Source organism: Arthrobacter sp. FW306-2-2C-D06B (assembly GCF_021789175.1).
In the GTDB taxonomy this organism is placed as follows: Bacteria; Actinomycetota; Actinomycetes; order Actinomycetales; family Micrococcaceae; genus Arthrobacter.
Genome location: NZ_CP084560.1, coordinates 1912151 through 1924821, shown reverse-complemented (window position 1 = coordinate 1924821; position 12671 = coordinate 1912151). Strand labels below are relative to the sequence as shown.

At 60.3% G+C, this 12671-nt stretch carries 12 protein-coding genes; 2 read left to right on the top strand and 10 right to left on the bottom strand.

What is annotated here, in order from left to right:
• Nucleotides 1–9: 9 nt before the first annotated feature.
• The 10 genes from LFT47_RS09030 to LFT47_RS08985 are packed head-to-tail and all read right to left on the bottom strand — an operon-like array spanning nucleotide 10 to nucleotide 9190.
• Entirely contained in the window at nucleotides 10–786 is a 777-nt protein-coding gene (locus tag LFT47_RS09030; protein ID WP_236817383.1) for an electron transfer flavoprotein subunit beta/FixA family protein, read from the bottom strand.
• Nucleotides 783–1301 (bottom strand): thioesterase family protein, encoded by a 519-nt coding sequence (locus tag LFT47_RS09025; RefSeq protein WP_236817381.1) that lies wholly within the window; start codon nucleotides 1299–1301, stop codon nucleotides 783–785. The genes LFT47_RS09030 and LFT47_RS09025 overlap by 4 nt, the downstream gene beginning before the upstream one ends.
• A 57-nt stretch (nucleotides 1302–1358) precedes the next feature.
• On the bottom strand, nucleotides 1359–2396 hold the full coding sequence (locus LFT47_RS09020) for a 3-keto-5-aminohexanoate cleavage protein (RefSeq protein ID WP_236817380.1): 1038 nt from the start codon (nucleotides 2394–2396) through the stop codon (nucleotides 1359–1361).
• Nucleotide 2397: 1 nt separating this feature from the next.
• Nucleotides 2398–3186: a citryl-CoA lyase gene (locus LFT47_RS09015; protein WP_236817378.1), complete on the bottom strand. Its 789-nt coding sequence runs from the start codon at nucleotides 3184–3186 to the stop codon at nucleotides 2398–2400.
• 1 nt (nucleotide 3187) lies between these two features.
• The gene (locus LFT47_RS09010) at nucleotides 3188–4717 is read right to left on the bottom strand and encodes an AMP-binding protein (RefSeq protein ID WP_236817376.1); all 1530 of its coding nucleotides are present in this window, start codon (nucleotides 4715–4717) and stop codon (nucleotides 3188–3190) included.
• Between the two features lie 38 nt (nucleotides 4718–4755).
• Nucleotides 4756–5544, bottom strand: a complete 789-nt coding sequence (locus tag LFT47_RS09005) for a CoA-transferase (protein WP_236817374.1) — start codon at nucleotides 5542–5544, stop codon at nucleotides 4756–4758.
• A gap of 7 nt (nucleotides 5545–5551) precedes the next feature.
• On the bottom strand, nucleotides 5552–6454 hold the full coding sequence (locus LFT47_RS09000) for a CoA transferase subunit A (RefSeq protein WP_236817373.1): 903 nt from the start codon (nucleotides 6452–6454) through the stop codon (nucleotides 5552–5554).
• Nucleotides 6451–7284 carry an SDR family NAD(P)-dependent oxidoreductase gene (locus LFT47_RS08995; RefSeq protein WP_236817371.1) on the bottom strand — a complete coding sequence of 278 codons (834 nt, stop codon included), beginning with the start codon at nucleotides 7282–7284 and terminating at the stop codon, nucleotides 6451–6453. Before LFT47_RS08995 ends, LFT47_RS09000 begins: the two co-directional genes overlap by 4 nt.
• Nucleotides 7281–8048, bottom strand: a complete 768-nt coding sequence (locus LFT47_RS08990; RefSeq protein WP_236817369.1) for an SDR family NAD(P)-dependent oxidoreductase — start codon at nucleotides 8046–8048, stop codon at nucleotides 7281–7283. Before LFT47_RS08990 ends, LFT47_RS08995 begins: the two co-directional genes overlap by 4 nt.
• Complete coding sequence (locus LFT47_RS08985; RefSeq protein WP_236817368.1) at nucleotides 8045–9190, bottom strand: acyl-CoA dehydrogenase family protein; 1146 nt, start codon at nucleotides 9188–9190, stop codon at nucleotides 8045–8047. Before LFT47_RS08985 ends, LFT47_RS08990 begins: the two co-directional genes overlap by 4 nt.
• A gap of 388 nt (nucleotides 9191–9578) precedes the next feature.
• On the opposite strand from LFT47_RS08985, the gene LFT47_RS08980 reads away from it, so the two are divergent.
• On the top strand, nucleotides 9579–10334 hold the full coding sequence (locus tag LFT47_RS08980) for a FadR/GntR family transcriptional regulator (RefSeq protein ID WP_236817366.1): 756 nt from the start codon (nucleotides 9579–9581) through the stop codon (nucleotides 10332–10334).
• 871 nt (nucleotides 10335–11205) lie between these two features.
• Nucleotides 11206–12573 carry an MFS transporter gene (locus LFT47_RS08975; protein WP_236817364.1) on the top strand — a complete coding sequence of 456 codons (1368 nt, stop codon included), beginning with the start codon at nucleotides 11206–11208 and terminating at the stop codon, nucleotides 12571–12573.
• The last annotated feature ends 98 nt before the right edge of the window (nucleotides 12574–12671 follow it).

The window sequence follows — 12671 nt, the reverse complement described above, 5'->3', positions numbered from 1 at the left end:
CCTCCTCCCTCAGGCCAGTCGGTTTTCGATCAGGAACTCGGCAAGTCGGTCGCCTGCGTTGCCCTCGTCAAGAATCTTCACGCCAGCGGCCCGCGGCGGGCGTGATTCGATCGCAGTGAGGATCGAGCGCGGCATCGCAGTTATGTCCATCTCCAGGCCGAGTTGGGCGAGCGAAAGCACCTCAAGGGGTCTCTTCTTCGAAGCCATGATCCCTTTGAAGTTCGGGAATCGCGCGTTCGGCAGGTTCTCCGTCACTGACACGATTGCGGGCAAGGTAGCGCGCACACGAGCCCTGCCCCAGTCCGAGGACCGCTCGCCGCCGACTGTGGTCTCCGTGAGTTCAACCGTTTCCAGTCCGGTCGCTTGGGGGACGTCGAGCAGCTCAGAAAGCATCGCGGGCAGCACCCCGCCGGATCCATCCGTGGATTGGTTGCCTGCGATGACCAAATCAAAGCCAACTCGGCGAAGCGCTGCGGCGAGCACCTCTGCCGTCAGCGTCAGATCTGCGCCCAAGAGTGAGTCGTCGGCAACCAGCACAGCCCGGTCGGCTCCGAGCGCGAGGGCCTTCCGCAGTGTGGCGGTCGCTGCGTCCGAGGCCATCGAAAGCCCGATGATTTCGGTGCCATCCTGATGATCGGCGTAAGAGAGCGCGACTTCCATTGCGCGTTCGACGATCTCGTCAAGCACCCGCTCGCTCGCCTCCCGGTCGGCGAGGCCCGTTTCCAGGTTGAGTACACGATCGTTGTTGGTGTCCGGCACCTCTTTGACAAGTACGACGATCTTCATCGAGTTCCTTTCCTTTCCGGCATGCGCATCGTGCCGCAGCCTCGTACTTCCCATGGCAGCGCCTTGCTGCGGGCAAGGCCGGTGGCCAGTGCGGCGATCGTATTTTCGGTAAACCTGGCCACGCGACGGGTCGTCAGATTGACGTTGAGCAGGAGGGTCTCCAACGTGCTGGAGACGCTCCCGCCGTCAAGGTCGACGAGATATGCCATGGTGTGGACCGCCTGCTCCGATGCATCCAGCAGACGCACATGAGCGGTGTAATGTGTGCCCAGACGGAGCTCCCGTAGGTAGCGCGCGTGGTGGTCGACGGCGAAGAGCCCCATACAATGTGCCTTCGGGTAGGAGAGGTCGAGCCCGTACTCGCCACATGCGGTGATTGTGCCCGCGGTAAGAATGTCCAGGTACCGCATCACGGTCATGTGGCCATTGACGTCTATATGGTCCTTCTGGACGGCCCCGCGATCGATGGCGGGTAGTGCCGTGATCTCTTCGACAGAGGGCAGGGGCGTGTTCATTTTCTTCCTGTTAGTTAGGACGGCCGCTGCCGTCGTCGTACGGCAGCGGCCGGGGACTCATCGGCTCGTGGCCGGCCGGACCAGTGGCTTGACGCCCATGATTTCCCGGTACTCCAACGGTGTGGCGACCTGGCGGCCGAGCGCTTCGACGATCGTCTTGATCTGAAGGAACGCCTCGAGGTTCGAAGCGAGTTTCTCGTCCTTGTGCGGGTACTTCCAGACGGTGTCTTCCATGCCCACGCGGACATGCAGGCCCAGAAGGGCCGCTGCGGTAGCAAGGAAAACGGAGGCACGGCCAGCCGCACACACGAGGATCTTCGCCTCCGGGTCCACATCCTTGATGAGACCGACGAAGCGGGTAAGGCCCTCGATCATTTGGCGCGGGTTTTCCATCGGGCTCGAGCCCGGGATCGACGGCAGCACACACCAGACCTGGCCGGGGCCAAGGAGGCCGCTGCGGAAGAGGAAACGCTCTGCGTTGTTGACGTCTGCGTCAGTGTAGACAGCGACGATGGGTGCGGCACCTGATTCGAGGATCAACCGAGTCTTTTCGAACATCATCGGGACCGGTTTGGCGAAGAGTGCGTCGCCGTTGAAGACCGCCGTGGTGTTGATCGGAACCCCGTCAAGGATCTGCTCGTTCAGCGCGCGCTTCATCTCGTCCCACTCACCTTCGAGCGCTGTCACATAACAGCCGTCCACTGCGATGCCGGGGAACTCGTCTCGAAGGGGGTTCACGACGGCCTTGAAACGTTCCGGGTCAAGCGAGTTGTAGCCGTTGTCACCTCGAACGTGCAGGTGGATAGCGCTCGCGCCGGCGCGAGCGCACTCCTGCGCTGAAGAGAGGATGTCCTCGACGGCGATAGGCTGGTTCGGGTTGGCGGTCTTCGTGTAGAAAGCCCCCGTGATCGCTGACTGTACGACGATCTTCTCCGGCACATCCCACTTGGGTTGGATAGTGCCCTCGAAAAAGCGGGAGTGCTCAGGATCGATGATCTCGGGGAAACCGTACGGCTTCCAGATCATGCGCCCGCCCGTTCGCTCGAAGCCTTCCTGGACAACGTCCCAGTTGACTGTATTGTCGTTGAGTCCCATATCATTCTCCCTTGATTGTTGCTTCTGCGATGACTCGTTCGGTCATCGGTTTGCCGATGTAATCGCCGTCTTGGATGTAGCGCAATGGCCGGCCGGTCTCGATCTCCTCGATGACATGCGCCATCAGGCCGGGCAGTACTGAAAGTACTGCGAAAGCGACGGTCTGGTTCGCCGACCAGCCAAGGTCGCAGCCGATTGCAGCAAGTGCGCCGTCGATGTTGATCGGGATGTTCGTCTTCCCTGTCCTGCGCACGAAAGCAGCATGGATCGCCTGGAACTGCTGGACCGAGTCGCCCGCGAGGCCCAGCTCGGCCGCCAACTCAAACAGGATGTCGGCGCGGAAGTCACTTGTCTTGTGAGTTGGGTGGCCGAACCCGGGCAGGCGCCGCTTGCTTGACACATATTCATCGACGATCCGTTCCGCACCGTCATCGAACGTTCCTCCGCCCCGCAGCTCTTTCGTGTGTTCAAGCAGGTGATAAGAGTGCTCAGGCGAAAGCGTGTTGCTTCCCGCTGCCAAGATGCCGCCAGCCACGGCGGGTATGAACTGCGGATTTCCCGAAGCAATGTAGCGCGCTGCAGTAATCGTCGAGGCGACGAAACCGTGGTCCAGCAGGCTGTTCAGGATCGCGTCGACAAGTCGCCGCTCGGCTGGGCTTGGCAGGCGTCCCGTAATCGACAGGAAGGCTCCGTCGGCGTAGGTCGTCTCTCGCATGATTTCGGCGAGGGAGTAACCACGAAGGTTGACCTCGCCTTCCTTGACTTCGCTTATTGTTGTGCTGAAATACATGTCATTTACTCCTGTCTTTGTCACGGCGGGCATCGAAGCTGGCTTGCGACACGCCCCGTGCGCGCAGCTTGTGCTTTTCGATCTTCCCGGTGGGCGTCATGGGCAGCTCATCGAAGAACTCCACAAATCGCGGGATGGCGAAGGCTGGAAGGTAGTTTTCGCAATGCGCCCGCAGTTCTTCAGCGCTCAGCGTGCGTCCCTCCTTCAGAATTACTGCGACCATTACTTCTTGGCCGGCCACCTCTGATGCGACACCGTAGGCAGCGACCAGCTCAACGGCGTCGTGCTTGACAATCGCCGCCTCAACTTCCTTGGCCGAAATGAACTCCCCGAAGCGGCGCATGACATCATCGATTCGCCCTTCGAACCAAAGGTTTCCTTGCTCGTCAAACCGGCCCCTGTCGCCCGAGTGGAACCAAAAGTTCCGGAGCGCATCGACTGTTCGCTTGTAGTCGTTGAAGTAGCCTTGGAACATCGAGAACGGCTCGCGGGAACGAATACAGATCTGACCGATCTCCCCAGTTCGCACTGGTACATCCCGCTCATCAAGGATCTCGACCTCAAACTCGGGGACAACCCGTCCTGAGGATCCAATGGCGCGGTCACCGCGAACACTTCCCCAGGCCGGGATGGTGCCCTCCGTTGAGCCGTAACCGTCGATGAGCCGGAGGCCGAACCGCTTCTCGAACTCCTCATGCAGGGACGGTGGCACAGGGACACCGTAAGCGACGCGGAGCGGGTTCTCGCTGGGGCCCTTCTGTGCAGCCAAGAGCGCCAGGATTGACCCGACGAATGGGAAGACTGTTGAACCGGACGAGATTACCTCGTTCCAGAACGTGGCCCTCTTGAAACCGGTGGAGAGATAGACCTCGGCTCCCGAGACAACTCCCGCCATCACGCCGTACCCCTGTGCCATGTTGTGGTGCAGCGGAAGGGTGACGAAGATACGGTCGTCGTGGCCAATCTCTGCTTGGCGGGTTGCCTGCCAGCCGTTCATGTAATGCTGGCCGTGCGGCACGACCACACCTTTCGCCGGTCCAGTCGACCCTGAGGTGTACATAATTGCAGTCGTGTCGGCGCAGGTGACAACCGGCAGTTCGCCGATGTCGGCCGACCTAATCTGCTCAAAAGGCACCTGCTCAAATGACGTCTTCGCCTTGCCGCCAACGACGACGATCGTGCGCAGCTTCGGCAGCTCGCTGGCGATCTGCTCGAACTGGGAGACGTAACCGACATCGGCCACAAGCGCGGTCGCCCCCGAGTGTGCCATCGCGTGGATGAGACGCTCCCCCAAGATCGCGGGATTTAGCGGCACCTGCACAAGCGACGCCGTCGCCAGCCCAAACCAGGTCTCGACAAACTCGACAGAGTTATCGAGCATTAACGCCACACGGTCACCACTCTCAAGGCCGAGGCTACGGAAACCGCTCGCTACGCGCTGGGTGCGTTCCCAGATCTGCGCCCTCGTCCGACTTCCGTGGGCGTCCGATAGAAACGGACGAGACCCGTCTTCCAGAGCATTCTTTGCCAACAGGGCCGGGAGGGTGCGCAGGGAGGGATCTACCATTTTCATTCCCGCAGCGCCCCCCTGGCATCAATGCGGATGCGGAGCATTGCGAGCTCCTCCGGTGTCGGTCCGGCGGTGGTCGGCACCGTCTCAGGGACGATGATCTCGAAGCCGGTCTTTTCGACAACTTCGTCTTTCGTCACCCCCGGGTGGATGGACTTCAGCCGTGCGCTCCGGGTTTCCTCATCGAAGTCGAATACGCACAGCGGCGTGATGATCGATGTCGGTCCGCCATTCGGCAACCCGAGCTCCTCACGGAGATTCGGCTCGCCACGTCCGTAACCAAGAGCTGAAACGAAGTCGACGCGGTCAACGAGTACGCGCGGGTCATGCGATGTGGTCACCAGGTGCCAGGTGCCGTTCTGCACTGTGGCGTTGCAGGTGCCTATTGCTCCTGGCCCGCGGAATTTCAGGTTCTTATAATCCCGCCCGATTCCGATCAGGTTCGAGTTACCGAAACGGTCGATTTGGATGCCACCACAGAAGAACACACCGTTGGCGCGGTGCCGCTGGTTATTCAACAGCTGGTCGTGCTGGTAGTACGCCTCGGCCCAGCGCATCGCACCGACGTCGGTGATGAACTCGAATTCCTCGATCACGGGAGTGTCGCGGACATATGCCTTCGTCATCGCGATCATCACATTCATATTTGGCCCGTGCGAAAGATGGGCCAGCAGGGCGCCCGCGCGGGGTACTGGAAGGTTCGCACCGACCTCTACCCACTGCCCGTCGTGCAGCCCGTGCGCGATGACGGCCGCCATTACTTCCTTGGGATATGCAGTCTCATTCATGACGTCCTCAGAACTCATTCAGGGAAAGAAGCTTGCGAATACCGACGCGCTCCAGATAGGCCGCATGGTCAGCCGGTCCGAAGACGAACTCCTTAAGATACGCGTCGAGCTGCGACCGGTCGCCGGTCTTCAGCCAGCTATTGGCGGCAACCAGGTAGAGATTAATGTGCTCAGCATCGGGCACGTAGTATCCGTCCGCCGAATAAGGATGAGACCCGAACTGTGCGCGGATAATTCCCGTCGCGCCCGGAATGCTGGTGCGCAGCGGATCGGCCCTGATGTGCTCGGGTGAGACGACCTTCTCCACAGTGACAAACGTCTTGTCTGCTGCGGCGTACATCGAGATGTCTCCGTACCTGGTGCCGTTGTGCTGCACGTTGCCGTAGATGTCACTCACGGCCGCGTGCAGGAAGCAAACATCAATGTTGATCGCCGGAATCGCCAGCAACAACTCGTTGCTGATCGGATCACGGAACTCTTTCAGTTCAGGATTGATCTTCGGATAGTCGGTACCGATGCCCGCCCGCCAAGGGTTGAACGGCACCCGCTGAGCCGAGGCCCGCAGCCCGGCGTAGAAATGCGCCTCGTCGAGCTCAAAAACATCAATCGCGCCGTCCTGCGCAGCCTTGCGGAAAGCGGGACCGATGCCCGCAAAACCCTCGGCGCCCACGTAGGGGGTTACGACCTTGCTTGCGACACCGGCCGCGATGAGCAGGTCAGTCTCCAGACCAGCAGACGCCGCACCGACAACGGTGAGGTTCCTGCGACCATCCTTGATGAGCTGGCGAACTATGGCCATGGGATGGCCGGAATTGATGAAGCCGCCGATCGAGATGGTCATCCCGTCCTTGACGTTTGCCGAGGCCTCCTCGACCCCGACGATTCGCGAATTCCGCGTCGTTGCCGTCATCGTGACACCTCCCAGTTCACCTTGTTTGCTTCGCGGTAATCGGTGCGATACCAGCGCGGATGCCCATGCAGCGTCTGCCCGCCGTCGATCGGCACCCCAATGCCGGTAATAAAGCCGGCGCTCTCATTCGACGAAAGGAACAGCACGAGCTCGGCAACGTCCTGGGGTCCGCCGAGGCGCCCGACTGGCGTGTCGCTGAGGAGAATGTCCCGATGGGCCTGTCCGTGCTCTCCGCCGAGCATCGGGCCCGTCATTCCGGTCTCGATGACCCCGGGCTCGATGGCGTTCACACGGATTCGGTGGTTTCCGAGTTCCGAGGCGAGACCAATCGCAAGCATCTTCACAGCGGACTTGGTCACGCAATACGCGCCCAGCAGGTCAGAGTACTGCGTCGCCCCCGACGATGCATTGATGACAATCGAGCCGCCCTGGGCGGCCTCTATCATGGAATTCGCTACTTCACGCGTGATGAAATATGTGCCGTTGAGGTTGACATCGACGTGTCGGCGCCATTCCTTGAGAGGCTGCTCGACGAGCTCACCGAACTTCCCGTAGCCCGCGTTAGCGAAAAGAGCAGTGATCGGGCCAAGTGTCCTCACGACTTCTGCTACGCCGGCCTGCACGGCGTCGTAGTCGGTTTGGTCGACGCCAGCAGCATGCACGCTCGCGCCCTCGCGTTCGCACAACTCAACGGTCTCGTCGAGGAGATCGACGCGGCGGTCGAAGACGGCGACGTTGTATCCCCGGCGGGCAAACCCGATGGCCGTCGCCTGTCCAATGTCTCCCGCGGCCCCTGTGACCAGGGCTACGGGTCGTTTCTGCTCATTCATTGTGCTGTGTACCCTCCATCAAAATTGAGGACGGCCCCGGTCATGAACCGCGACGCGTCCGATGCTAGAAACAAGATCGGTGGCCCAATCTCATCGGCCTTGGCGACGCGACGCTGCGGGATCTTTCGGAGCAGCGCCGCCGTGGCGGCCTCATCTGCCAGCACTTCGCCCGGCATGTCGGTAGCGAAATAGCCCGGCGCCAGTGCGTTGACGCGGACATCGCTTCGAGCTAATTCCACGGCCAGCGCGCGCGTCAGTCCGACCACGCCGGCTTTACTCGCCGAGTAGGCTGACTGGCCGCGCACGCCGACGAAAGCCGCGAGCGAGGCGATGTTGATGATTGAGACTGATCGGCCTGTGTTGCGGTGGCGGATGAACGACTGGCTCGCGAAAAAGCTTCCCTTCAAGTTGACGTCAACTATCCGGTCCCAATCCTCTTCACCAACGTCGAGTACATCGGCCTGGTGCGCCTGCGCAGCGTTGTTCACAAGGACGTCCAAGGGCCCATGGCTCTGGGCCACTTCGGCGAAAACCTCACGGACCGCAGCGGGATAAGCGATATCGAGAACCCGTGCGTGGGCGGTACCACCAGCAGCGCGGACGCTTTCGACCACGGCGGCGAGGTGACTCTCGCGCCGGCCAGTGACAACCACCGTTGCACCTGCATCGGCAAGCGCCCGTGCTGCCGCGGCACCGAGCCCACCCGAAGCGCCGGTGACAACGGCCACCCGCCCGTCGAGACGAAAGCTATCAAGCGCGTTCACAGCCGGATCCCCATTGACCGCGCGATCACAATCTTCTGAATCTCACTGGTACCGCCCCCGATCTCAAGGTACTTGCAGTCCCGATAGTGGCGTGAAACAGGATATTCGTCGCTGAAGCCGTAACCACCGAAGATCTGCACCGCCTCGCTCGTTGCAGCCACGTAAGCCCGTGTAGCAAACAACTTCGCCATAGCAGCCACATCCGCCGCGGTCGGATCGTCCTCGTCGACCAGGTCGGCAGCCCGCAAAGTGAGCGCCCTGGCGGCCTCGATGGCCACACGCATTTCAACAAGCTTGTCGGCGATGAGTTGGTGACCTGCGATCGGCTTGCCGAAGGTGGTCCGCGCCTGCGCGTACTCGAGGCACCGCTCCAGGAGATCGCGCAAGGCCCCGACACTCAGCGCGGCAAGCAGCATGCGTTCCTTGGCGAGGCCTGGAATAACGCCTTGCCAACCGCCGTCGACCTCGCCCAACACGGCCGAAGCCGGGATGCGGGCGTCTGTGAAGAAGACTTCGCAGAGGTCGATTCCCTTTAGACCCATCTTCGCGATCTTCCGGACCCCGACTCCAGGGATCGACGGGTCGATCATCAAGAGGGTAATTCCATCGTGTTTGCGCCCCTCCTTCGAGGTGCGCACGGCTGTGATGATGACATCTGCCACGGCCGCGCCAGTGATGAAGACCTTGGAACCGGTGACAATGAAGTCGTCACCCTCGCGCACTGCCGACGTGCGCAGGGCGGCGGCGTCCGAACCGGACCCCGGCTCTGTGAGCGCGAAAGCGATCCGGGCACCCTGCTGGACCCGCTCAAGCCACTCGGCCTTCTGCTTTTCATTACCAAGCCGCTCGATTGCCTCTACACCAAGCACCCATAGGGAAAAATATGCTTGTCCGACAACGAGGTTATGCCGGGCGAGTGCCTCGTGCACAACCACAAGGTCCCTGGCAGTCGCACCCCCACCGCCCGCCTCCTCAGAGACGGGAAGCGCAGCCCAGCCGGCCTCTGCAAGTGCGTCCATCACCTCATGCGGATAACGAGCTTCCCGGTCTAGTTCCGCAGAATAGTCATCTGTCACAAGCTTTGAGCAAATCTGATCGATCGCCTCGACCATCATCTGCTGATCTTCGGTGAGCAGCGCCATCGTCGCCCGCCTTCCTCTCGTGTTCGAGATTATTGTCCTCTGAGTCTGCCACTCTTGTCTGACAAGTGTCAACTCCGTCTTTGATCTACAAATTATGAACTGGGTGTTGCGGACCCGGGACCAGCGTCAGAGGAAACAGGTTCATGGTCTGCCAGATTTTCAGGACGTCGTCCAGGAGTCGGTCGCCCTACCAACTATTACCGGATCGAAGGCCTATCTAGCGCGGCCCCTGCCCTTTGAAAACTTACATTCGGAGCGAATCAGGCTAAGCGCTGCATGTTCTTCCAAGGTCGAGGCTCAGCTCGAAGTTGGCGACAAATGAACGAACATCGCGTAGTCTGACAAACAGCATTGCGTTAAGACGAAGCCAATCCCGCAAGGAATGTTGATGACGAGCAATACAACAGAGGCGACCCTCGAGTTCTCCGCTGTGCGCGTCCTACTTCCACGGGAACAGGTCGAAAACCAACTCCGCAAAGCCATCCTGGATGGCTCACTGACGGAGGGTGGTCGACTGCCGAGCGAGCACGCCCTTGCCAGCGCGTTCAACGTCAGTCGAGCAACCGTGCGGGAAGCGCTGCGCTCACTTGTGGAAGGCGGATTCCTTGGGAAGGGCCAAGGCATGACAAGTGGGCTCTACGTACAGAGCGTCGACCACAACGCGCTCTCCCGCATCATCTCCGAGCGGCTGTCAAATATCCTCGGCCTAGGCTCAGTCACGGCCGATGAAGTTTCGACCTTCCGAGATCTCCTCGAAGTTCCAAGCGCCAGGCTGGCCGCGGAGTACCGCCTGAAGGAGCACCTTAAGGCGCTACACGCAATCATCGACCAAGAGGCCGCGACAACTCACGACCACCCCCTGGTGCCCGAACTGAACGCGCGTTTTCATATCGAAGTCGCGAACGCGTCGGGCAATCGAGTACTTGCAGCCTTCGTATCTGCCCTTCACCGCGCTGCCCAGCCATTAGCGTTCATCCGCACCGACGAGAAGCTCGGGCGGGTCGCGGTGACTCATCACATACAGCTTTATCGCGCCATCGCAGACAAGGACACAACCGCTGCAGAGACTGCAATGCGCAAACACCTTGAGATGTTGCGCTTGCACGCTGCCGCGAGCGGAGCGGCAGGGATGACGCCCGTCTAAGCTCTTGGCTCGGCTGCCCAACCCGCACCTGCTCGCCGCGGGTGAAGCAGCTTTTGCAGGACTTCGGCCAATTTTTCTCTTGTAAGACAAAATATTGCGTAGTTCATGACCCCGCCTCGCCTCGGCGTGCGTAGCCGCCCATCCTTAGCGACGTCCAAGCTGCAGACTCGCGTTCGATCTGCAACAGCCTGGCTCAGAAATCCGACCTCCCGGTCAAGTTCGGGCCCTCCAGCCGAGCTGGAAGTGCAGTTGGGCGGTTTCGTTGTGCGCTCCGGGCGTTCTAAGTCATGAGTGCCTCGACCAACGCGTTTCCGCGAGTGGGTCCCGAGCAGGAATGTACGGAATGATTCATAATCGGCATTTTGAAAACATTGACACTTGTCGGACAAACATGTCAGAGTGATTTTGGCCGCCTTTTATCATGAGGCGCGAGGATCAATGAGGATGCCAAGATGCCAATTGCAGATCGTTCCGCCGGTTGGACGCGGCGCAACCTCTTGTTCTATGAAGACCTGGGACCTTCCACGACGAATCAGCCTGCCGGCCAGGTGAAATCGAAACCGCGACATGTTTTGGATCTTGAACAGCCTCGTCTTGTTCGTGATGAGAGCCTGAGTCGACCACAACGCCTGGGCACTGCTCGGCCGTTTGTGATCGTCTGCATCGCCAACTCCGCTCGAAAGATCGTCTTCGGCTCGCGCAGAGGCTCCCCAGCCCGTGAACCGACTGTGACCGATGAATCTCACCCGCACACGTCCAACGGGGCCGCAGGCTGTGCCCGGCACAGAGTAAACGCGAATACAAGAAATCCACAGCAACGAGTCGTTGCAATGCATAGACATCTGACTTGATTTTGAAAGGACCAATGAGCATGGGCTCATCACCAGCACCGTTTGTTGTCGACGCCCGAGCGAGGCGGCGAGTAATCGGAGCCACCCTCATCGGGAACTTTATGGAGTGGTTCGACTTCGCCGTCTACGGCTTCGTGGCGACCATCATTGGCGCAACGTTCTTTCCTTCCGGCGACGCAACGAGCCAGTTGCTCTCCTCGCTGGCCGTCTTCGGCGTTGCGTTTCTCTTCCGTCCCATGGGCGGGGCGGTCTTTGGATACATCGGTGACAAGATCGGACGACGAACCTCACTTGCACTCGCCATCGTTATCATGAGCGTGGCCACAGCAGTCATCGGTGTTCTACCTGGATTCGCCAGCATCGGCGTAGCCGCGCCAACCCTGCTCGTCGCTATCCGCTGTATCCAAGGACTCTCTGTGGGTGGCGAATGGACCGGAGCCTCGACGTTCCTCGTCGAGTATGCTCCAGATCGAAAACGCGGACTCTGGTCCAGCCTCATCGCCGCGACAGCTGCACTCGGCATCATTGCAGGAAGCGCGATGGTCTTCCTACTTTCCAATACTCTCAGCCAGCAGGACATGAATTCCTTTGGGTGGCGGATTCCGTTCCTCCTTGCCCTTCCGATCGGCATTGTGGGTCTCTTCATGCGAATGAAGTTGGAGGACACTCCGGTCTTCCGAGAGATCGAGAAGACGGGTGGACGGGTCAATCCCTTCAAACACATCGGCAAAGGCGGCATCCGCAACATTCTGATCGCCTTCGCATTCTCCTCCGCCACAGGCACCGGCTTTTACTACTTTGCGACCTACTTCAATAACTACCTGAGCGTCACTCAACATTTCCCACGTCCCGCGGCGATCCTTCTGAGTACGCTCAGCCTCGTTCTGTATGCAATCCTCTGCCCTCTGGCAGGAGCTTTCTCCGACCGTTTCGGCCGCCGCATCAGCTACATCCTGGGTTGCGCCGGACTGGCGGTTCTGGTCATCCCCGTCTTCCTATTGATGTCGTCCGGACAGTTTGGACTCGCATTGCTCGGGCTTGGAATCTATGCCGTTGCCCAGTCCTTACTCACCGTCATGAGTTCGGTGACCATCGTCGAATTCTTCCCACCCAAAATTCGCCTTACCGCGGGCGCGATTGGTTACAACCTCGGCGTCGGTCCGGTAGCCGGCATGGGGCCGCTGGTAGCCGCTGCGCTAGTCGCCGCAACCGGAGACAAGCTCGCGCCGGCCTACTACCTGATGGGCCTCATGATTGCCGTCGCCATAGTCCTGGTCAAGTTCCTCCCGGAGACCTACAAGCGCTCTCTGTACGCTGACCACGATCAAGCGGGACGGCCACTAGACGCGAGGGAAAGCGAAACAGCTACAGACGTCGACCACCGATAGCCGTCCTTGGGGTTTGGCCGCGATGAGGAGACGGCACTTCGCCATGAGATCCTCAGCGTGATCGCGCTCCGTTGCCCCTCGCCCAAAGTAGGCCTTGG

Bases quoted from the DNA above. Each gene is read 5' to 3' on its own strand.
- LFT47_RS08995 (WP_236817371.1), bottom strand. From the start codon at position 7,284: ATGAATGAGCAGAAACGACCCGTAGCCCTGGTCACAGGGGCCGCGGGA.
- LFT47_RS09020 (WP_236817380.1), bottom strand. From the start codon at position 2,396: ATGGGACTCAACGACAATACAGTCAACTGGGACGTTGTCCAGGAAGGC.
- LFT47_RS09005 (WP_236817374.1), bottom strand. From the start codon at position 5,544: ATGAATGAGACTGCATATCCCAAGGAAGTAATGGCGGCCGTCATCGCG.
- LFT47_RS09015 (WP_236817378.1), bottom strand. From the start codon at position 3,186: ATGTATTTCAGCACAACAATAAGCGAAGTCAAGGAAGGCGAGGTCAAC.
- LFT47_RS09000 (WP_236817373.1), bottom strand. From the start codon at position 6,454: ATGACGGCAACGACGCGGAATTCGCGAATCGTCGGGGTCGAGGAGGCC.
- LFT47_RS08980 (WP_236817366.1), top strand. From the start codon at position 9,579: ATGACGAGCAATACAACAGAGGCGACCCTCGAGTTCTCCGCTGTGCGC.
- LFT47_RS09030 (WP_236817383.1), bottom strand. From the start codon at position 786: ATGAAGATCGTCGTACTTGTCAAAGAGGTGCCGGACACCAACAACGAT.
- LFT47_RS09025 (WP_236817381.1), bottom strand. From the start codon at position 1,301: ATGAACACGCCCCTGCCCTCTGTCGAAGAGATCACGGCACTACCCGCC.
- LFT47_RS08985 (WP_236817368.1), bottom strand. From the start codon at position 9,190: ATGGCGCTGCTCACCGAAGATCAGCAGATGATGGTCGAGGCGATCGAT.
- LFT47_RS08975 (WP_236817364.1), top strand. From the start codon at position 11,206: ATGGGCTCATCACCAGCACCGTTTGTTGTCGACGCCCGAGCGAGGCGG.